General features: G+C 41.9%; 17 protein-coding genes and 2 riboswitches. Of the genes, 4 read left to right on the forward strand and 13 right to left on the reverse strand.

The genetic code is table 11. From position 1 onward, the window contains the following. Window positions 1-74 precede the first annotated feature (74 nt). The 3 genes from WMZ97_RS05525 to thiT form a co-directional block, all read right to left on the reverse strand. Window positions 75-1,094 carry a FecCD family ABC transporter permease gene (locus WMZ97_RS05525; RefSeq protein ID WP_343271070.1) on the reverse strand — a complete coding sequence of 340 codons (1,020 nt, stop codon included), beginning with the start codon at window positions 1,092-1,094 and terminating at the stop codon, window positions 75-77. Continuing rightward, the gene (locus tag WMZ97_RS05530; protein WP_343271071.1) at window positions 1,087-2,061 is read right to left on the reverse strand and encodes an ABC transporter substrate-binding protein; all 975 of its coding nucleotides are present in this window, start codon (window positions 2,059-2,061) and stop codon (window positions 1,087-1,089) included. Before WMZ97_RS05530 ends, WMZ97_RS05525 begins: the two co-directional genes overlap by 8 nt. A gap of 443 nt (window positions 2,062-2,504) precedes the next feature. Further along, a riboswitch (cobalamin riboswitch) is annotated at window positions 2,505-2,687 on the reverse strand. Between the two features lie 146 nt (window positions 2,688-2,833). Beyond that, entirely contained in the window at window positions 2,834-3,430 is a 597-nt protein-coding gene (thiT, locus tag WMZ97_RS05535; RefSeq protein WP_343271072.1) for an energy-coupled thiamine transporter ThiT, read from the reverse strand. Window positions 3,431-3,536: 106 nt separating this feature from the next. Then, window positions 3,537-3,637: riboswitch (TPP riboswitch) on the reverse strand. 185 nt (window positions 3,638-3,822) lie between these two features. Here thiT and WMZ97_RS05540 point away from each other — a divergent pair. Then, entirely contained in the window at window positions 3,823-5,295 is a 1,473-nt protein-coding gene (locus tag WMZ97_RS05540; protein ID WP_343271073.1) for a glycine betaine uptake BCCT transporter, read from the forward strand. Window positions 5,296-5,442: 147 nt separating this feature from the next. Here WMZ97_RS05540 and WMZ97_RS05545 read toward each other — a convergent pair whose 3' ends face one another. From WMZ97_RS05545 to WMZ97_RS05560, 4 genes are all read right to left on the reverse strand, one after another. Then, window positions 5,443-6,030 carry a CalY family protein gene (locus WMZ97_RS05545; protein WP_343271074.1) on the reverse strand — a complete coding sequence of 196 codons (588 nt, stop codon included), beginning with the start codon at window positions 6,028-6,030 and terminating at the stop codon, window positions 5,443-5,445. A gap of 112 nt (window positions 6,031-6,142) precedes the next feature. Next, window positions 6,143-6,703, reverse strand: coding sequence for a signal peptidase I SipW (sipW, locus tag WMZ97_RS05550; protein ID WP_343271075.1), 561 nt, complete (start codon window positions 6,701-6,703; stop codon window positions 6,143-6,145). 22 nt (window positions 6,704-6,725) lie between these two features. Continuing rightward, entirely contained in the window at window positions 6,726-7,196 is a 471-nt protein-coding gene (locus tag WMZ97_RS05555) for a prolipoprotein diacylglyceryl transferase (protein ID WP_343271076.1), read from the reverse strand. A gap of 76 nt (window positions 7,197-7,272) precedes the next feature. After that, window positions 7,273-11,229 (reverse strand): S8 family serine peptidase, encoded by a 3,957-nt coding sequence (locus WMZ97_RS05560; protein WP_343271077.1) that lies wholly within the window; start codon window positions 11,227-11,229, stop codon window positions 7,273-7,275. A 336-nt stretch (window positions 11,230-11,565) separates the two neighbouring features. Here WMZ97_RS05560 and WMZ97_RS05565 point away from each other — a divergent pair, with 336 nt between their 5' ends. Beyond that, on the forward strand, window positions 11,566-12,765 hold the full coding sequence (locus WMZ97_RS05565; RefSeq protein ID WP_343271078.1) for a cytochrome P450 family protein: 1,200 nt from the start codon (window positions 11,566-11,568) through the stop codon (window positions 12,763-12,765). A gap of 70 nt (window positions 12,766-12,835) precedes the next feature. Here the strand turns inward: WMZ97_RS05565 and WMZ97_RS05570 are convergent, their stop codons facing one another. Then, window positions 12,836-14,095: a YeeE/YedE family protein gene (locus WMZ97_RS05570; RefSeq protein WP_405027657.1), complete on the reverse strand. Its 1,260-nt coding sequence runs from the start codon at window positions 14,093-14,095 to the stop codon at window positions 12,836-12,838. Window positions 14,096-14,321: 226 nt separating this feature from the next. Here WMZ97_RS05570 and WMZ97_RS05575 point away from each other — a divergent pair, with 226 nt between their 5' ends. Next, window positions 14,322-14,837 carry a YbaK/EbsC family protein gene (locus WMZ97_RS05575; RefSeq protein ID WP_343271079.1) on the forward strand — a complete coding sequence of 172 codons (516 nt, stop codon included), beginning with the start codon at window positions 14,322-14,324 and terminating at the stop codon, window positions 14,835-14,837. Window positions 14,838-14,872: 35 nt separating this feature from the next. Here WMZ97_RS05575 and WMZ97_RS05580 read toward each other — a convergent pair whose 3' ends face one another. After that, a complete protein-coding gene (locus tag WMZ97_RS05580; RefSeq protein WP_343271080.1) occupies window positions 14,873-16,054 on the reverse strand; it encodes a PrsW family intramembrane metalloprotease in 1,182 nt (393 codons plus the stop codon). Window positions 16,055-16,203: 149 nt separating this feature from the next. On the opposite strand from WMZ97_RS05580, the gene WMZ97_RS05585 reads away from it, so the two are divergent. Then, on the forward strand, window positions 16,204-16,449 hold the full coding sequence (locus WMZ97_RS05585) for an alpha/beta-type small acid-soluble spore protein (RefSeq protein WP_343271081.1): 246 nt from the start codon (window positions 16,204-16,206) through the stop codon (window positions 16,447-16,449). Window positions 16,450-16,491: 42 nt separating this feature from the next. Here WMZ97_RS05585 and WMZ97_RS05590 read toward each other — a convergent pair whose 3' ends face one another. From WMZ97_RS05590 to WMZ97_RS05600, 4 genes are all read right to left on the reverse strand, one after another. Then, the gene (locus WMZ97_RS05590) at window positions 16,492-16,680 is read right to left on the reverse strand and encodes a gamma-type small acid-soluble spore protein (protein ID WP_343271082.1); all 189 of its coding nucleotides are present in this window, start codon (window positions 16,678-16,680) and stop codon (window positions 16,492-16,494) included. A gap of 95 nt (window positions 16,681-16,775) precedes the next feature. Next, a complete protein-coding gene (locus tag WMZ97_RS05595) occupies window positions 16,776-18,263 on the reverse strand; it encodes a glycine betaine uptake BCCT transporter (protein ID WP_343271083.1) in 1,488 nt (495 codons plus the stop codon). A 573-nt stretch (window positions 18,264-18,836) separates the two neighbouring features. After that, window positions 18,837-18,914, reverse strand: coding sequence for a putative holin-like toxin (locus WMZ97_RS21880; RefSeq protein ID WP_405027659.1), 78 nt, complete (start codon window positions 18,912-18,914; stop codon window positions 18,837-18,839). Window positions 18,915-19,158: 244 nt separating this feature from the next. Further along, the gene (locus tag WMZ97_RS05600) at window positions 19,159-20,763 is read right to left on the reverse strand and encodes a M20/M25/M40 family metallo-hydrolase (RefSeq protein ID WP_343271084.1); all 1,605 of its coding nucleotides are present in this window, start codon (window positions 20,761-20,763) and stop codon (window positions 19,159-19,161) included. Window positions 20,764-20,782: the final 19 nt, after the last annotated feature.

The following is a 20,782-nucleotide window of genomic DNA, read 5'->3' on the forward strand; positions in this document are numbered from 1 at the left end:
GCTCTCTCCCGACCTTGCGTGATTCTTTTCTCCTTCTTGACAAGATTCTTTCCCTTCTTAAGGCAAGTCATCATTCAAGTCCGCCGGCGGATTAAAATAACAGCAAAAATCGGCGCACCAATCAAGGCGGTGATCACACCAATCGGTAATTCAGCCGGTGCAATAATTGTCCTGGATACTAAATCAGCCAAAATCAGAAAACCGGCACCTGCTAAAATGGATAATGGCAGCAAATGTTTATGGTCGGGGCCCCAAACGATGCGGACAAAATGGGGAATCACCAGACCAACAAAGCCAATTGTTCCAGAAACTGCTACTGCTGCTCCGGTTAAAATAGAGCCAGCTATCAGCACATTTAACTTCTTACGTTCCACGTTCACCCCTAAATGCTTGGCCTGGTTTTCACCAAAGGACATCGCATTTAGTTCTGCAGCATGCAGCATTAATATGCCTGCCCCGACAACAAAGAACGGCAGAATAATCCAGACATAATCCCAGCCGCGCATGGACACACTTCCAAGCAGCCAGCCAATAATCTGTCGTAATTCATCTCCTGTGAGTGCGATCATTAACGAGATGAGTGCACCAAGAAATGAACTAAAGATAACACCAGTCAGGATAATCGTTTCCACTCGCATGCCACGATCGACACGTCTGGCAAAAAAAAGCACCATAAAAATCGTTATGAATGATGCAACAACGCTCAATACTGGCAACGTATACAACCCGATAAACGGTAAGGATAAATGAAAAAAAAGCGTCAGCACTGCTCCAACACTGGCACCTGAAGAAACCCCCAGCGTATACGGGTCTGCCAGTGGATTTCGTAATAATCCCTGAAAGGCAGCCCCCGCAATCGCCAGCGATGCACCGATGATCCCCGATAACACCACACGTGGTAGCCGTACATTCATCACAATTTTTACATACATCGGATCAACGGAATCGGGAATGGATGTGTGTGTGATTGCTGAAAAAATCGATTGTACAATAGTTGTGACTGGTACATGAACCGACCCGATCGAAATGCCCAGCAGTACAGAAACAATAAGTAGTAGTACCAATAATCCATATGCTGCGATCCGCTTAGTCATCGAAAACTTCTGGATAAATGACTTTTCCAAGTTCCTCAACACCATTAACCAATCGTGGACCTGGACGACTGACAAGGTCTTCATTAATATCAAAAATTTGTTTGTTTTTTACCGCCTTAACATCTTCCCAGCCACTACGTTTCGCGACCTCAGCTACAGGATCTTCTACATAGGAACCATACGTCGTAATAATCACATCCGGATTACTGGTAATTGCTTGTTCTTCATTAATCTTCACCCAACCATCCTGATCGCCAGTTGCGTTTTCTGCATGAATAATCGATAACAATTCATCCATAAATGTATTTTTTCCCGGTGTATATATATCCGGTGACGGTGAGATTTCCACGTAGACCTTTTTTTGTTCATCCTGACCGATAGCCTTTGCCTTGTCTTCAAGAGCTGTCAGTTTCTCTTTCATATCGCCAACTATCTGCTTCGCTTTATCTTGGGCTCCTGTTGCCTGACCGATTAAAGAAATCGCATCGTAAACCTCGTCAAAATTAGTACCACTGGCAACGACCACCACCGGAATACCTGCTTCGTTAATCTGTTTTAGTGCTTTCTCGTCATTGCTTTGATCGGCAAGGACTAATTGTGGATCAAGTGATAGGATTTTTTCAACATTTAATTCCATCCCGCCAACCTTTTCTTTCTCCGCTGCCTCTTTTGGATAATCATCGTGATCCGATACACCGACGATTTGATCACCCAGACCTAAAGCATAGGCAATTTCCGTATCGCTTGGTATAACCGATACAATTCGTTCTGGTTCTTCCTCAATAGTTACATTATCCCCATTCCCATCCGTAACCGTTACCGGGAAACTTGCTTCGTCTGTCTGTTCTGTTTTGGTATTGTCTGTTTTATCTTTACTTTTGTCAGCGTTATCTTCTGAATTTCCACAACCGGCTAATATGCCGATGAATAGAATAGCAGAAAATAAAAGCAAATAAATCTTTTTCAATGATCATTCCTCCTAGTTGTTTTTCACGGTGAGGGCAAAGGCTAAAAGCGCCCGGTTAGCGACGTATTGACTGCGCCCTGCCAAGCAAGGTGGTTCAGTGTTGCCGCACAAAGCGGCGGTTTTAACCGAACTTCCCCTGCTCCGATGTTGACTTATCGTACGGAGACGGGTGTTGGCCACTACAGCTTTCGCGCTGGAGCCGGACGGAGGGCTACAGGATGTAGGTCAGTTCAGCGTTGCGACAAGACGTCGCGATCTTAGCTGAACTTCCCCTCTGCCATCCATTTATTCACAGGCATAAAAATTTACAATTTTCTAGCCAACGAAAAAACACCCTTCTATTATGAAAGGTGCTGACGTTAACCATAGTGGTTGATCACCGGTTTCGTTACAAAACGGCAGGATCCGCCAAGCTAACACACCCTTCCTATCCGCGTAGGTTCGTGGGATTTCAGAATCAGGCAGTCTCCTGGCTCATGGTTCTTGTTACCCGTTCCCTTCCCATACATGTCCATGTACAGTGGTTCGCAAGGCAACAACCATTTACAGTGGCGGGACCGCGTCGGCTTCACACCGAACTTCCATTTTAAGTCAAATAGCTAGACACCTGAATCTGTTACACAGTATTCATTTTCCACTCTAGTATACACCATCTGGATTCCAGCGAATAGAAAAATGTCGAAAAACAAATAATCTCATCAAATACTTCTTTGAACGAGCTGAAACAAATAAAAACAGCCAAGTATTTGTATCATGCTTGGCTGTTTTTCATCTAACTTGCTCTGTGTTGTTCGTTCAGACGTTTAGCACTTGTAACGATCTGTCCTGCTTTCGAAATAATCAATCCTAAAACGATCGCACAGGCAATCGATACAGCCAGATACGTGATCCCATTCATAACAAGTGAATACACATATGGTGACTGACCCGCTTCAATGGCATATTTCTTGAAAAAAATCACCCCGGCAACAAAATGCCAGAAATATCGAGCGGCACCGCCAGCAAATACAGCAATGGTCATCCAGGTCAGTGCACGCCCCTTATAATTCTTCAATAAGTTACCTTTCACTTGCTTACTAAACAAACCGGCAAATCCAATACACGCAAACGCAATAAAATACTCAATAAATGCTTGCGTCGGTGTTAAAATCCATGCCTCGCCCAGTGCTATCTGCAGCAGTCCCCAAAGAAACCCTGACGAGGCAGCTGCGGCAAAACCCCAGCGGAAGGCTACAATAAAAATGGGTACCATTGCAAAAGAAATCGAAATGGATGGTCCAAAGTGTAATGACGGCAATAAGTCGAGCACCATAGCAAATGCAGCGAATATCGCCACTTCAATCATTGTTTGCAAGCCAAGTTTTCGCATATTAAAAAATGCCTCCTCCTGAACGAACCAAAAGGGAGACATAAGTGAATGAAATGTGCATGCTAAAGATACAGGAATTCTTGTAAACCAGTATCATTACCAATAAGTATTTTAATCACCACATCCCTACGCTAGTACTAACTAACAGGTTCAAAGGGTCAGAACTCATTGGTTCGCTCTCAGCCTTACGCTCCCCTTGTGGTACGTTGTCATATTAAATTACCCTTATCATATCACAAGTTGGTTGCTCATGCATCTTTTTATTTATTGAAGATTCTAATTGATGATAATACAATTGCGGTTCATTTATTTGGTTCCATCTATGTTACGTTGCACTGTGGCTAAGACTTTGTTATTGTTATTGTTATGTCAAAAACTTCTCAGGGGGGAACATGAAGAGAGTCTCGAAAGTATTTTATATAACATTAGTTTTAGTAGCCTTGGCCGTCATATTTGGCGCTGCCTTTCCATCTCAATTTGAAAAAATAACTGGAAACATTAAGGGGTTTGTTGCGACATCATTTGGCTGGTATTACATGCTGCTGATGTCGGTCATGATTATTATTGCCATTATTATTGCGATCAGTCCATACGGAAAAATTCGACTTGGCAAGGACCATGAACGGCCCGATTTTTCTACACCGACATGGATTGCCATGTTGTTCTCAGCAGGAATGGGCATTGGCCTGGTTTTTTATGGCGCTGCTGAACCATTATTTAATTATGCGCTCGATCCCGCATCAGAAGAACCGGGAACAGGAGCTGCTTTTAAGGAAGGGCTTGCTTATAGTTATTTTCATTGGGGCGTCCATATTTGGGCTATGTATGGAATTGTCGCACTGTCATTAGCGTATTTTCAATTCCGCAAAGAAGAACCAGGGTTGATTTCGGCAACATTAAAGCCGATATTCGGGGAGAAAATGAACGGCCCGCTCGGTGTTCTGATCGATGTATTGGCAGTGTTTGCAACCGTGTTCGGCGTCGCGACGTCGCTTGGTTTTGGGGCAGCGCAAATTAATGCAGGGCTTTCACATTTGTTTGGAATAAGCGTTGGCTTTACCTCCCAATTTATAATTATTGCGGTGGTGACAGTACTCTTTATTATTTCGGCATGGTCCGGATTAAGTAAAGGGATAAAATATTTATCGAATACGAATATGGTGCTTGCCGTCCTGTTACTCATTGTCGTCCTAATCGTCGGTCCTACATTACTTATACTGGATATGTTCACCGACACGTTCGGGAAGTATATGCAGCATATTGTGGAGATGAGCTTTCGTACTGCACCACTCGCGGATGACAACCGGGCCTGGCATGATAATTGGACCATTTTCTTTTGGGCATGGTGGATTGCCTGGGCTCCTTTTGTAGGAATGTTTATTGCTCGAGTTTCTCGAGGAAGAACGATCAGGCAGTTTTTGTTAGGTGTGATGGTCATTCCAACACTGTTTATATCGATATGGTTTGCTGCATTTGGTACAACAGCAGGCGATGTACAAAATAGTGGTGTTGACCTGACCCAATACACTACCGAGCTTGTTTTATTTAATATGTTTGACCAAATGCCGTTATCGTTCATCCTTTCCATTATTGCGATTTTGCTAATTGGCTCATTCTTTATCACATCGGCTGATTCAGCGACATTTGTTTTAGGTATGCAGTCAACGAAGGGTTCATTGACACCGCCAAATAACGTCAAAATCATTTGGGGTGTGGCGCAATCCTCTGTCGCATTGATTTTGCTATATGTCGGTGGGTTAACGGCGGTGCAAAATACCATCATTATAGCGGCTCTACCATTCTCCTTTGTCATGATTTTAATGGTATTTGCCTTATTTAAGGCATTGAATAAAGAAATATCTTGATAAAAATGCAGCTTGTATCCGGTCTTTTGAAAAATTAAAGATATGGTGTGCAAATATAGTAGATCCTTGGTTTCATTAAAGACAGAAAAACCACCCGGACCTGCCTTTACCACAAAGCAAGTCCGGGTGGTCACTTTCGCAAACCGCTTATTTGTCATCACCAGCGGTTTGTTTGGCATTGAATGTCCATTCCAGGTTTAATGAATCTCCTTGAAATTGATTTTGATCCTCGTCATTGTCAATGAAGTTAAATTTAACCACTAAATCATCAGAAGAATCTGCTTCCAGACCTTTTTCACCAAGAAATTCAGCGAACACTTCATTATTAACTGCTTCCGGTGACATATCTTTCAATTCAGCCAATGTAGTTTGGTAAATTACTTCATTTAGCTGATCAGCATTATATAAAAATTCCACTTCAATATTTTTACCGAAGTCATCGGTATTATCGCCTTTTGCATCAATCACACTATAATCAGTCTCCAATAAAACTTGATCAATATCCAATGACCCATTATTTTGCAATTCAAAATCGCGGATAACGGAATCTCCAGGTTGCAGACCATCCACATCAATCACTGTTGTGGGGTTAACCGATAAATCGAGTGTTCCAGCTGCAAATGTATTATTGGATGTTTCACTGGAACTAAAATACGCATAAGTACCCCCGCCAATTAACGTAACACCTAATATTGCCGACATAACTCCCATTCCTAGCTGTTTCTTAATACCCATTAATTATTTTCCCCCTTCACTTTCATCTATCATTTTTTTACTTTTCATCGATCAGCTGTGACATCTGGCTTTTCATTTTCGACACTCTGATCTCAGAAAGCACACGTCAAATCTACTTCACGTCTATTTCCTTTTTCGGCTGATCAATATATCGGAGAGCTCGCCAGATAGTTACAATGGAATACATAACAAGACAAATTCCCGGCAATACCAACAGCAGGGCAGCACCCTCACTGGAATTGGTAAAATTCATGACATACCCAAGATATGGCACCGTAAAACCAGTATACATTCCGATAATCTGATCCTGTGCCACCGCTTCCATATCCGGGGCGTTATTTGCATCCCCTTTTGTAACATAAGATTGTGCTTTCTTGTCGACCTCCACGATACGGTGCGTAACAATCATATTATCGTCTGTTGTAAATGTAATCACATCATTTTTATGAAATTGCTGTCCTTGATTGGCATCTTTGATTGCAATAATCGATCCTGTCTGGATATCGGGCTCCATGGATCCAGACAAGACTGTCTTGATTTGATAGCCAAACAGACTTGCTTCACCACCAGATGCCCTTATTGAGACAACCGTGAACAACAATAGTAATAGCACTGCAAATAATAGAAACGTAATAAGATTGCTTATCACCTTCCAGATTCGTTTCCCGTTCATAAGCCTTCACTCCGATCCAATCTTAGGATGCTGAACCCGTCTTTCCGCTGGCATCTTGTTCGGGTGATTCAGTGGAGGATGGAGGTGCATCTTCTTTGCTTGATTTTACCACTGCTGAATCAGCCGTTTGCTCTTCCTGCTTACCCTTTTCCTCGTTTGATGATGTTTCATCAGGCAAAGGATTGACCCCATCAACTTTCTCGTTTTGCTTGTCGTGGCCAGACGCCTGTTTCTGCTCCGATTTATCCGTATCTGAGGTTTGCGTCTCCTGATTGTCTGGCTTCTTCGTATCTGTTGGTTCTTCCTGTTCCTCCCCCGCAAAATGATCTGCCATCGTAAGCTTCTCATTGACCGATGCGGAATCGGTAAAATATGCAGTCGTTGGCGTGGCCATGAGGGAGATAGTGAGAAATGTCAGATAACCAATTATAAGCGGAAACATCACATACCTTTTTAAAAGAAGCTGTTTCCATGCTCGGAGAAAACATCGCATCCGTATCCTCCTTTATATGCCTCCCACCATGACAATAGCAGCTTTGTCACGGTGGAAGTAATTCTCTACAGGACATCTACTGCCATTGCTTCAGCAGGTTATCGGCATGTTTCTTTAATGTTGCTGCTGCGTCATCTGCAATCTGGCCATTGTTCTGATAGAAATCCAGTAATTGTTTAAAGCTCTTCATATGTTTGATCGCTTTCGCTGTTTTTCCAGTGTCTTGATAATGACCAATCGATGTCAACTGCGTATTTAGTAATCTAACAGTGTCAGAACTGGTAATAGCACCCGATTTCCCGTATTGGTCGACAAGATCTTTCATCCCGGTGATACTTGACTCGGTATTACCCGCTTCCTTATCGACAACGATCGTTTTCGTCGTCTCATGTCCACCAAGATCGACTACCTTAAATTCAAACTCATTCTTGCCATCTTTCAGGTCTAATTCAATGTCTTTAATTGTTTTCTCAAAACCATTCATTCCATATGGCTCTGACTGATCATGCTTGTACACTTCATTTCCATTTACATACACACGGATATCATCAAAGTTATCGGTAACGGTTGCATCGACTTTTATTTTATCAGCATCCGTTTTTTGATCTGCTTTGACATCGATTTTTGCCTTTTCGGTATCGACAAAATATCTTCGGCCAATTTCCGCTTCATTCCCAGCGTTATCTACCGCCTTAATATGATGGAAGAAGTACCCATCTTTATCGTGTTTAACCGTTACCGAGAACTCATACCGGTCTTTTTCTTTATTATACGTAACGTTTGCTTTTTCTCCGTCAACCGTCACTTCTTTGATACCTGATTTGTCTGTTGCATATCCGGAAAATTCTACTTCTCGTGATGTTTCCACACCAAGGAATTCTGGTGTTTTCACGTGCAAGTCTGGCATTGTTGTATCATCTGATTTCGTCAGTTCCTTTTTGCTTTCGTTACCAGCATAATCGACTGCTTTAACGGTTAACGTTTGTTCTGGACTTAATTTTTTCGTTAATGTATGCTCGGTTTCTCCGTTTACATATGGCTTGTCCAAAACTGACTTCCCGTCTACAAGCACATCCCAATAAGCCAGGCCGCTTCCATCCTTACTATCCTTTGCATCAACAGTTATCCTTTGCTTATCTTGATCAAAATCTGCTGTTAATTCAGGTGCTGTTGTATCAAGAATGACTGGAATTTCAAGCGATTGCCAGTTTGCATCTTTAAAATCAATCACGGACTCGACCTGCAGATAATATTTTCCTTCAGGTGCAGTTTTACCATCGATTTTGCCATCCCATTTTCTGGCAGAGGACAAGGAATACATCGGTGCTTGTCCATCATCATAATAGTTCTTGGCAACGTCTGATTCCGTTCGAATGGTGCGTACTTTTTTCTTGTTCTCATCTAATACGTTGAATTTGACTTCTTTCGCATTCCTTAAGAAAGATAAGATGACTAACGCATCATCCTGTACGTTGTCTCCGTTTGGTGAAAAAGCGATTTTATCTGGGTCAATCTCCCCGGTTTTCAGATCTTCCCCAAGAAAATCAAATTCCTCGTTTCCATCCTCATCTTTACCACTGGAGGTTGCGGCACCAGTCATGCCATAATACGTATCGTCATCCCACATTGGTTTGTCCATGATTGGTGCTTGATCCCATTGTCCTTTGAAACCAACATATGGAACGGAAACTTCCGGATTATTATCTGTTGGGTCAGTCAGTGTGACAAATCCTTCCAGCCAGTAGCCGTTGGTAAACATACTTGTCAGTTCTTTATCAACCGAACTTACATCAATCTTAACAGTGACTGTCTTTTTACCATTTGCGGGAACTTCCACTTCGCTGACATCTTCCCCGTTGACCGTTGCCAGCCCATCAAGCTCCAGTGCACCGAACTCATTCGGTACAACCAGTGTGTCGTCCCCGTTTTCAACGGGCTGATCAGTCTGTACATTGGCTTTCACATCATATGTGATTGCTTTATCTGTCATGTTCTCTGCCGTCAATTCAAAGGTGATTTCATTTTCGTTGATTTGTTTTAACGCTACTTTTGCCTCACCTGTGTCGGCTTCCGTTACCATGACCGGTGTGGACATAGCGGCGTGAAGCTGCATCAATCCAGCACCCTGGCGTCGTGGCGACACTTTTGCTCCATCCAATTCGACCAATTTACTCGTATTCATCATTAAATTCTTAGCCATGGTCACACGATCAGCGTGATCCAAGCCGAACTTCTCATCAATTCGCTGTAAAACAAGAGCCCCACCACCGGCCGCATGCGGTGCCGCCATCGATGTACCACTCATTAATCCATATTGATCATCGTTTAAGGTGGATAAAATTTGCCCACCTGGAGTCGTAATTTCCGGTTTGAAGTCCAGATCCGGCGTCAGACCCCATGATGAAAATGCACTCATTTTTCCTGCATCTGGATTATCGATTTTATCTTTACCGCCATTAAATTCTAACGTCACCGGCTTACCATCATTTAAGGCAGCGGCAAGCTTATCTCCATCATTTTTCAACATGAACAACTGCGGAATTTCAATCGCTGGATCAGTTGCCATATTGATGATGCCGTCCGTGTTGTTATAAATGATGACGCCTTCTGCTCCAGCTTCTTGTGCATTAAGCGCCTTCTCTGTAAAGGCAAGATCGCCACGTTGAACAAGGGCATATTTCCCTTTGACATCCTTACCGGCAAAATCCTCGGGGGCACCAAGTCCGGCCTCAACAACGTCAAACGATGTCTGCGCATAATCTGCCGGGTCGGTATCACCAGCCGACAGATATGGTGCACTACCATCTTTACCGTCGATCGTATAATCAACTGCATCTACATCCATGTACGTATTTTCATAGGAAGCTACTTGTAATGAATCCTCCGCTACCCCTGGGGAACCACTTACCCCGTAATCCGGGTTAGAAGCCAGTGGATAATAGAATCCATCCGCAAACTTATTGGAATTGCCGGCCGAAATGGATACGAGTACACCATTTTCGGTTGCCCGCTTAACTGCTTGTTGTTCCGCTGATTCTGCATCGACATAGCCTGCTGGAGATCCAAGGCTTAAGTTGAGTGCGTCGACACCAAGTTTAATCGCATCATCCATTGCTTTCACATAAATATCGCCATATGTTGAGGCCATCTCCGGATCGTTTCCAAAAACCTTCAGTGCTAATAATTGGGATTCAGGAGCAATTCCCTTGATACCACCATTTTCTTCATCTCCATTGGCACCAACTGTTCCGGCAACATGCATCCCGTGCATGGAGGCGCCGGCAGCACTGTCGACAATATCTTCATTTTTATCCATGTAGTTATAGCCGTATGGAACTTTTTCGGTATAGTATTTACCTGGCAGTCCATCGTCGTTTACCGTTTTCTTTACCGATTTTTTGGTGAGAGCTGGATCTGTATCATCGGAAAGTACCATGTCACGATGGGATGGATCAATTCCGGTATCAATAATACCAACCGTCATCCCTTCCCCTTTATACCCATAATCGCGCCAAGCCTTTTGCGCTTCGACCAATTCCTTACTGTACTTCATTTCTGGTTTTACTTCTGGGCGCTTATATTCATTTACCATATGTACCGATCCCACATTTGGAATCTTCTTGATAGCGTTAATATCGCCCTGCTTCACTTCGACACTAAATCCATTGACAACTGTGTTAAATTCTTGTAAGTATGTTGCATCAATCTTTTTCGACTTGATGTTGTTTTTGATCGTTTCTTGTTCTTGCTTAGCTGTTTGTTGCATTTGCTTTTTTTCAGTTGGCTTTAACCGTTTAAACATCACACCTTTTTTTGTTGCTTTTTCAATCGGTGCGTCCTGTTTTAATTCGACAATAACGCGTACCTTTTTACTTGGGTCCTGCGTTTCTTTTAGCTTTTTCGGCTTTGTATCTATCTGTTTTTCTGTGTTCTTCTGCAGTGTTTTCCCAGTGATTTCGGCTGCATTAACATAAAAATAATTACTGAACACCAGCAACACTGCTACTAAAACAACGACAATTCTTTTTAACATATGTCTCCCCCTTAATATTCGATTACAAAACTAGCCTCCCTTCTACAAAATTTTCTGTCACATTAAATTTATCGAATTATAAGTAAATACACTAGTGCATATAGTACTAATTCATAAATAAAAACAGACTTTTCCTGGGCAAAAAGTCTGTTTTTGTAAAATGAGGTATTTTTTTATTGGCGTTTTGCGAGAAAATGGCCTAGGGTTAGATAGCTAGTAACCATACACCACACGTCTTATTATCTAGAAGGAATGAATACAAACTCTCAGGAAAATCTAAGGTTTAATATCATAATCAGTAATAAATTTTCTTATCTTGGAAGGAGATATATGAAAATGAACATGGACAATTTCCCAAAACATACGCTATTTACGAAAGCATTTAGAAAAAACCCTTATCCTGCTTATGCACGACTAAGAGAAGAAGATCCAGTTGCCCAAGTTTTGTTGCCTGATGGCCAATATGCTTGGATCATCACTCGATACAACGATGCGTTAGAAGCCTTAAAAAATCAAAAGTTTATCAAGGATTTTACGAAACTTCGCGAAAATAGTGAAAACCAAGGAAGCATATTTAGCGAAAACATGCTTTTCTCAGATATGCCAGATCATAGGCGTTTACGTGGTCTTGTTTCCAAAGCATTTACCCCAAATATGATTGCAGGACTGAGAGATCGCATTCAGGAAATCACAAATGATCTCCTTGAAAAAACAGCTGGTCAAGATCAAATGAATCTGATTGATGAATTCGCCTTTCCACTTCCAATTATCGTCATCTGCGAAATGCTTGGAATTCCTGCACAGGACCGGAATAAGTTCCGCATCTGGTCTAACTCGCTGATTGAAGGCTCGAGCGGTAAATATGCAAAAGATATAGAACAGCATACGATCGAATTCACACAATACCTGCAACAGCGGTTCGCGGTTGTACGCGAAAAACCTGGAGATGACTTGATTAGCAAACTCATTATTGCCGAGGAACAAGGGGACCAACTAACCGAAAAAGAGTTGTATGGCGTCGTTTCCCTATTAATCATCGCTGGTCACGAAACAACCGTCAACTTTATTGGAAACAGTATTATGGCGCTCCTACAGAATCCCGAGCAATTAGATCTGTTCATAAAGGAACCCGAATTAATCAAGACTGCCATTGAGGAAACACTCCGATATAATGATCCTGTTGAGTTTAGTACCTCCCGCTGGGTAGGAGAAGATATGGAATTTAAAGGACAACCCATGAAAAAAGGTGAGCTTGTCATAGTCGTTTTGAATGCTGCAAACCATGATCCTGAGCAATTTGCGGATCCAGACACCCTCGATATCACTCGAGAGAAAAGTAAACATTTAGCATTCGGAAAAGGTATCCACGCTTGTCTGGGAGCACCACTTGCACGTTTGGAAGGAGAAATTGCCATTACCAGTTTTTTTAAACACTATCCAAAAGCCCAATTGAATGCTGACCCAAATGAGCTTGAGTGGAGAACAGGGATGGTTGTTCGAGGAGTAAGAGAATTGCCACTTTTATTGCATAGTTAAATATATACCAGAAAAATTGATAACCGAGTTGTTCATTATTATAGAATCGAACAACTCGGTGTTTTTATATCTAACAAAAAGAATCATTTTTATTCGGATTTTTCATCCCAAACAGCGGCCGGAGGTATAGGGCGACAAAAGTTCCAAGTAATGCCATAATTCCCCAAATCCAACCATGCAGACTAAAAGATGCAATCCCGCTAAAATAGGCACCAATGTTACAGCCAAAGGCAAGTCGTGCGCCGTATCCCATCATTATGCCGCCGATCAGCGACGCAAATGCCACACCAGGTTTTATTTTTTTCGGCTTAAATAATCCGCCTGAAGACGAGGCAATGAATGCGCCAAGGATAATTCCAAAATTCATCACACTGGTGGAGTCGGTAAATACGGAAGAAGTTAATGATGCGCTTTTATCACCACTCCAATATGTCCAGCTGGATACATCAACACCGAAAGCACTGACAATTTTTGAGCCCCATAATGCAAAGCCAGATGTGATCCCCCACGGACTGCCTCTTACAATAAGCACAAGTGCGTTCAATATTGCCAGTACCACTGCCGCCGTGATTAGCGGCCACGAACCACGAAATATCCGCTTCCAGCCGCTTTCCGTTGGCAGAGCTTTCATCATCGGCGGCTTTTTCCGTTTAGCAACCTGAACGGTAATCCAATAAATCAAGGCAAATAACGCAAGCTGCACCACCAGGGCGCCGAGATAGCCTAAATGCGTAGATTCTGCCAGCGAAAAGGATTGAAAGCTAGGCATATCATTCATCCAAAACCCCCAATGATAAGCACCAATAACCGAGCCGGCAATAAATCCAACTAAGGTAATAACAGTTGGCGATTGACCACTGCCGACATGATAAAGTGTACCTGACGCACAGCCACCACCTAATTGCATCCCAATTCCAAAGACAAATGAACCAAAAATCAAGCTGACCCCGACCGGAGAAATATTTCCACTTGGACTGGATCCACTAAACGTAAAACCCGTTGCAAAGATAATTGCAAACAACGTGGAAGCGACCGCAAGCATAATCATATGGGCTTGAATCCCCTCAACATTTCCCACTGACATTAATCGGCGAAATGCAGAAGTAAAACCAAATCGCGCATGAAATAATGTAAAACCAAGCGCTAAACCTAGTATATATAATACCCCTTGGCTGATGGTTGTTTCGATAAATATATACGCGCCCAGCAAAATCATAACAATTGAGCCGATGATTACATGTGGCTTTTGCCAATGCCCCAATGATACAGCCGTATTCTTGGCGGTGTCTTTCACGAGTGATTGCCGATTTAATTTATGTGCCGTTTCCATCGTCAATACTCCCTTTCCTGATCAATTTAGTGCGAATTAATTCGTGTAACGATTATAGTCGATTTGCATGTTCCTGTAAAGACTTTACTTGAAATTTATGAAAAATGGGCTATCCGTACGTACGTTAAATACAGAAATGAACATTCTCGCCGTTAATTTATTGCTTCATTTCGTTAGAGCGTGATATTATTCTCCATAAACGTTAGTAGAGAAAGGATTATGTATCATGTCATTGAAAAACGTGAGAAATCATTTTAAACGATGGAATCGTGAAGCAGATATCATGGAATTTTCCACTTCGAGTGCAACCGTTGATCAGGCTGCCGCAACGATTGGGGTGCAACCTGCCCAGATTGCAAAAACCTTGTCCTTTCGTGGTGCAGATAACAAAGCCATATTAGTCGTTTCTGCTGGTGATGCCAGGGTTGATAATAAAAAATTTTGCAAAGCTTTTCAAATCAAAGCGCGGATGCTCTCACCAGACGACGTGTTAGAACAAACCGGGCACGCAATTGGAGGAGTCTGTCCATTTGGATTAACAAATGACTTAGATGTATATGTAGATATCTCCCTAAAACGATTTGATTATGTCTACCCGGCATGTGGCAGTCTGAACTCAGCCATTAAATTAACCTGTGCCGAATTGGCGGAATACGCGGCTACAAACGATTGGGTGGATGTTTGTAAAGGATGGGAAGAAGTGGGACAAGTACAAGCGACAAGCATGGATAGCAATGGCTGAGTTTGTCTTAATAACTTAAAAACCTCGCAATCTTATCAACCTTGCGAGGCTTCTTCATATTCTTGATAACCCTGATTTAAACGAACGATTTGTTTCAGACCAGCATTGATAAACGTAAAAACAAAGATCCAGGCAACAATAATTAAGACAATATAAATAAGATAAAAGTTTTGCAGTGCGTATAATGGCATATCCCAGACCGCATGCAATATAACAGGAACAGCGAAAAGCTTAAGAAATTTTGGATTGAAAAAGTGTTCACTATATACTGATCTATCTCCTTTAACAACGACAAACGCCGCACCAGCAATGGCCGCCCAGACAACATGGGTACCAATCGATGTCCATGCCCGAACAAACATGACCGAGACCATCACTTGTTCATTATACATATCCCAAAAGGTTAATGCATAGCCCATCGTTTCAAACGCAGCAAATCCGGCCCCAATCGTGGCGCCAATCAATAAACCATTTAAAATGAATTTCGTATGCAACTGTTTAATAAAGTAAGCAACAATAGCAAACTTGCCTATTTCCTCCACAATGCCAATAATTACAGCCCCGATAAAATCCGGATCATCTACCGGAAAAATGGAGTAAAGAAATAACGTTATCACCAATGAGGAAGCTCCACCAATAAAGAACATCTTGGCAACTTCATAGATACTGATATTTTGTGGTGCATTCGTTTCCCAGAAAAATATTAGCAATGAAAAAGGAACAGCAAATGAACCAACCATAATCAATCCAGGTAACGCATTAATATTATGAAAGGAAAACGTTGCAACGGACAAAAGAACATACGTGACGGCAAAAATAAGAAAGACCCTTGAAAACAGCCATGGTTTCGGCCAGGAAGTGGAAATATCCCAACTCGACGGTGTGGTTTCTTTTGTCCCCGCAATAAATAGTTTTTCGCCCTCTTCTTTCGCATGCTTTTTAAGAACATCGGAAAACACATCACGCAAGTTCAAATCAATTGTGCCCTGCTCCCCTACCATGGAATTGATCTTTTGGGTTGCATTTAAAAATGTACCTTTTACTTGATGCGTGATACGGTTTCCAGAATTTTCTGCTGTGGCAGAAGCAGCTGTTCCTCTGTCAATCCACTGCCCACCAGATTGCGTATTCACTGTCTCATGTAATGCGACCCCACAACCCGGACAGAAATTATAGCTTTCATAATCTACTTGAATTCCACAACTTTGGCAAAACACTCAACCACACCCCTTACGTAATCACGTCAGTCCTATTTAACCATTATACGTGAAAGAGGGGTGTTTGATAATATTTATTTTTGTGTACTACTCAAAGGTAAATATCTTTCACATGAAGGGGCACCCTACATATATGAGGTGATACTATAATGGCAAAGAAAGAATTACAACAGTTCAAAACAAAGGTTATGCAAGCAAAAGGCTACAAGATAAACCATGAGCATCCCGATGATGTGAAATATGAAATTGCCAGGGAACAAGGCATTCCATTAAAAGAAAAAGGAAACGAGGAGCTTACCTCCAAGCAAGCCGGGAAGATTGGCGGTCCAATTGGTGGCAATATGGTTAAAGAAATGGTCAGAATGGCACAGAATCAATTGAATAAGAAAAACTGATCAAGGCCTAAATATCCGCTGGAGTTGAGCCAGCGGATATTGCTATTGCTGATTTTTCTTTTTAACTTCTTCACGATTGGTATCACTGTAGATTCCAGTACCATGTCCTCCTGTAGTTTTAGCAATAAATGCCTTTGCTTCATTATAGGACATACCTGAGTTCGCATTTTTTTGTTTGACCTTATTAATTTCTGTTCCAGTAATTGTGTATTTTTTATTATTTTCTCCCATAAATATCACCTCTATTCTAGATGATATTTTTTTCAAAACGCTGCTTTTTAAACATGGATTCCATATAAAGAGGAAAGAAGATAATTGTGGTTCCCTTATTTCATGTTATCTTTCCTTAATGCTTTATAAAAGGACAAAACCATCACGACCATAATCAATGAGAATGGGAACGCAGCGGAAATCAGTGCATTTTGTAAGGCCTGCAATCCCCCGGTATACAATAGCACCGCTGCAATTATGGACTGAGCGATCCCCCAAATAAACTTGACAATCACTGAAGGTGACAACGATCCATTGGTTGTTTGCATTCCTAAAACAAATGTCGCCGAATCGGCTGACGTGATAAAAAACGTTGCAATCAACAAAATCCCCAGTATAGATAGGATTAAACTAAATGGAAATTGATCAAACATGCCAAATAATACCTGTTCATCAGGAAGATCAGCAAAATCAAAGCCGTTATTTTGAATGTTTATACCTGACATACCAAAGGTTGCAAACCACAAAAAGCTCACAACGGAAGGGACAATTAACACACCCGAGAGAAATTCCCGTATAGTACGTCCCTTTGATATACGTGCGATAAAAATGCCAACAAACGGCGACCAGGCAATCCACCATGCCCAGAAGAAAACAGTCCAATCCAATACCCATTGCCGTTCTATTTCATCATTAGGGGAAATACGTAAACTCTCTGCTGGAAGACTTTGTACATATGCACCCAGTGTATCGGTAAATGAATTAACAATGTACATCGTTGGCCCAAGTATTAACGTGGCGACAAATAAAAGTCCTGCCAATGCCATATTCGTATTACTAAGGTATTTGATCCCTTTTCCCAGACCAGAGTATGCCGAAAGCATGAACAACACCGTTACAACGATGATGATAATAAGCTGGACCCAAAATTCACTCTGAACACCAAACAGGTAGGTGAATCCCCCGTTAATCTGTGTTGCACCAAACCCTAGTGTTGTGGCTACTCCAACAATCGTTGCAAACACAGCGATAACATCAACTGCCTTCCCCCATCCCCTTCGCATTCTATCTCCAAAAAGCGGTTCCAATGTGACACTAACCAACGCTGGTTTGCCATGACGAAACGTAAAATAGGCTAGTACTAAAGCAATGATCGCGTAAATTGCCCAGGCATGAATACCATAATGAAAAAACGTTATACGCAACGAATCCTCTAATGCCTCGCGTGTACCCGGGTCTGCGGTTGGTGGTGTTTTTATATAGTGCGATACAGGGGAAGCGACCCCATAAAATACCAAGCCAATTCCCATCCCAGCACTGAAAAGCATGGCAAACCACGTGGCATAACTAAATTCTGGCCGATCCTTTGGCTTTCCCAATCTAATCTTGCCATACCGACTAAAAATCAAATAGATACAAAACACCACAAATAAGGAAACAATTAATAAATAATACCATCCAAAATGGACCGATATATAATTCATAACCGTACTTGAAAAACGTTCAAATACGTTAGGAGCAACCGACCCCCAAATAGACATCGCTACCGTTATGGCTAATGTAACCCAAAAAACAAATGTTACCTCCGACGTTACCCGTTTCATTTTTTCCCTCCTGAATCTTTGTTTCCTAAAAAGTGGGTCAAAATAGAGTTGATGAATGTTATTATCTCTATAATTAATCGTTCTATCCAAAAGGGGGAAACGAATACTATTTAGGTATAACGCTCCAAACGAGCCAACCTCAAGTCCTGTTAAGTGTGCGAGCGGGGTAACCAATAGCCATTTGACATCCTGCGGGAACTACGATGTTTTGTTAAATTGGTTCATCCAATACAAATTATTTGCATGTTGCATTAAAAGTTGTATGGGCATTGACAAAAGACGTTACATGTATGGATCCTATGTGTTAGTACAAAAGCGTAAAATAAGTTGTTGCCCTTTCAAGCTGGCATGCTGGAACAGCTTCGTCTTTCCCGTGTGCTATGTATACTGCTGTATTTTCTGTTTTCAAACTGATTTTTTGTGGTATAATAAACATAGAAACATAAGATACTCATAAATTAATAAAGACCGAAGATGCAGGAACATCTCCGGTCAGCAATGAGTCGCTCCCCTTTAAGCGGGGCCGGCGCTGGCGAGAATAGACCTCACACTGGCTGATAATCTAAGGGAGGTCTATTTTTCTTGGTCGATGATCGTCACAACCAGTGTTGCGAATGCAATCATAAGAACCAATGTCTGAAAACAAGACATGGGCAACACCTCCTCTCGTTATAGCGTATCGTGTGACACTACAACGTCGAAAGTGCGCCGACCTCCACATGAGAAAAAGCAACTATTGCAAAACCAATTATACCTTAATGTTTTATTATTTTAAAGAATAAACGTTCTATTTCGGCTTTTTTGAAATCTTCAAGGCGTCCGATTGTTCCAATACCTTCACTCATTCTTCTAAAACTCGCACTAAAAACAAAAAGCCGCAATACCTGCGACTTTTTTAATGAAGTATCCTATGAATCATTTCCTCCAAAATAGCTGGTATTTCTTCAAAGGCGTTTTTCATATGTAAACGCTCGGTTCGTTTATGCGCATCCTTGCCAAATGGACCTATATTTAGAACTGGTGCATCCAGTTGTTGCATTTCTTTAAATGGAATAGTGTAACTGTTGTTCCAAACAGGGGTATTCTGTTCAAACGCAAACCAACCAATGTCAGAACCATCATAATGAACATAGCTCAGATCACAAATCCCATTAAAATAATGAATCCGTTCCATCGTAAGGCCAAACTTTTCTTTAGCGCGTTGTGTTACAAAGTCCACACAAGTTTCGACAAGTTCATTTCCACTGGAATTGACTGCTGGATAATATGGCGGGGCAAACAGGATAACGATAGCCGGAGCCAATTCCTGGCATTGAATCATCAGTTTATCCGCCATTCTTAGTGACTTTTCCCGTTCATCCCATTCATCATGAAACTGGACGTCTGCTTTAATCATCTCAATAAATTCTGTACCGAACTTATTCGTTGCATACGCCAACAGCTTCTCATACCGTATCACCGTTACCTCGCCAATTGGGTTAACTTGATTGGCGCGGCAAACAGCAGCGTAGTCTTGATTTAACTTTGCTGCAGCGTCTTTTGCTGTCTGCTCAAACAAATCGAAAACGTCAGACGCGCTTCGTTCCATCACAAACACATTATATAAGGCACTGGATCTGTACGGAGTTTGGGTCGAATATTCAGCCCGTAGATCACGTTGCTGCAATGTTACTGGAAGCGGCATTGTTTCCCCAAAAGAGGTTTCTTGAAAAGTGTGATTCCACTCCATTTCGCGCGTTAGGTAGGAAGCAATATACGGCGATGTCATGCCACTTAATGGTTCTCCCGCATGCGTTTCCCTACCATAAAAAAGCGCTGCCGGCATAATCTTTCCGATTGTTCCGGAATAGAGATAATGACGAGCATCGTTTGGATCTTGCGTAAGCACCGGTTCACTGTTTAGGAACAAGCTATATTCGAAATTATGCTGCTCTTTTAATTCCAACAGTTTAGGAACGGCACACCGCATCCCGGACGAATTAACCTCCTCATCTGGTACAGTCAATAGCAATAAGTTGATGGGCCAACTTTCCAGACTTGCTTTTTCCAGTAGATACATATGCGTGACCAATCCCATTTTCATATCCATGGTCCCCCGACCGAATAAATAATCACCAGACTGCAAATCCTTTAACACCTCATTCGGAAGTTCTGTTTCCCGCTCCAATAGAAATTTGGTTAGTTCCGCCGGTTGCGTGGCCAACGCTTCAAAATCCCCATATTCTTCTGTGTTTACCGTATCGAAGTGACTGATCAGACAAATCGATTCTGTTGCATCAGGATGTTTGTAAAGCGCTGTCAAAAATGTTCGGCGCAAATCCGCATCATGAAGTGCGAGATTTTCCGGATGTTGCTGAAAGTACGCGAGCCCCTGCAGTTTGGTTTGCAGCTTCATCGGAAAATGAAGCTCCCCCTCGGACAGGGTAATGCTTTTCCAGCTGACAAGCTCATTTAGTAAATCGTGTAATGATTCGGGTGTTCCCCATTTGGATGTCGTCATGTTATTTCACCTCGTTTAA

This window comes from Lentibacillus songyuanensis, from assembly GCF_039548255.1.
Classification (GTDB): domain Bacteria; phylum Bacillota; class Bacilli; order Bacillales; family Amphibacillaceae; genus Lentibacillus_C; species Lentibacillus_C songyuanensis.

Coding starts and splice junctions, on each gene's coding strand:
- WMZ97_RS05590 (WP_343271082.1), bottom strand. CDS start 16,680: ATGGGAGAAAATAATAAAAAATACACAATTACTGGAACAGAAATTAAT.
- sipW (WP_343271075.1), bottom strand. CDS start 6,703: ATGAACGGGAAACGAATCTGGAAGGTGATAAGCAATCTTATTACGTTT.
- thiT (WP_343271072.1), bottom strand. CDS start 3,430: ATGCGAAAACTTGGCTTGCAAACAATGATTGAAGTGGCGATATTCGCT.
- WMZ97_RS05545 (WP_343271074.1), bottom strand. CDS start 6,030: ATGGGTATTAAGAAACAGCTAGGAATGGGAGTTATGTCGGCAATATTA.
- WMZ97_RS05525 (WP_343271070.1), bottom strand. CDS start 1,094: ATGACTAAGCGGATCGCAGCATATGGATTATTGGTACTACTACTTATT.
- WMZ97_RS05540 (WP_343271073.1), top strand. CDS start 3,823: ATGAAGAGAGTCTCGAAAGTATTTTATATAACATTAGTTTTAGTAGCC.
- WMZ97_RS05565 (WP_343271078.1), top strand. CDS start 11,566: ATGAACATGGACAATTTCCCAAAACATACGCTATTTACGAAAGCATTT.
- WMZ97_RS05560 (WP_343271077.1), bottom strand. CDS start 11,229: ATGTTAAAAAGAATTGTCGTTGTTTTAGTAGCAGTGTTGCTGGTGTTC.
- WMZ97_RS05600 (WP_343271084.1), bottom strand. CDS start 20,763: ATGACGACATCCAAATGGGGAACACCCGAATCATTACACGATTTACTA.
- WMZ97_RS05575 (WP_343271079.1), top strand. CDS start 14,322: ATGTCATTGAAAAACGTGAGAAATCATTTTAAACGATGGAATCGTGAA.
- WMZ97_RS05585 (WP_343271081.1), top strand. CDS start 16,204: ATGGCAAAGAAAGAATTACAACAGTTCAAAACAAAGGTTATGCAAGCA.
- WMZ97_RS21880 (WP_405027659.1), bottom strand. CDS start 18,914: ATGTCTTGTTTTCAGACATTGGTTCTTATGATTGCATTCGCAACACTG.
- WMZ97_RS05595 (WP_343271083.1), bottom strand. CDS start 18,263: ATGAAACGGGTAACGTCGGAGGTAACATTTGTTTTTTGGGTTACATTA.
- WMZ97_RS05570 (WP_405027657.1), bottom strand. CDS start 14,095: ATGGAAACGGCACATAAATTAAATCGGCAATCACTCGTGAAAGACACC.
- WMZ97_RS05555 (WP_343271076.1), bottom strand. CDS start 7,196: ATGCGATGTTTTCTCCGAGCATGGAAACAGCTTCTTTTAAAAAGGTAT.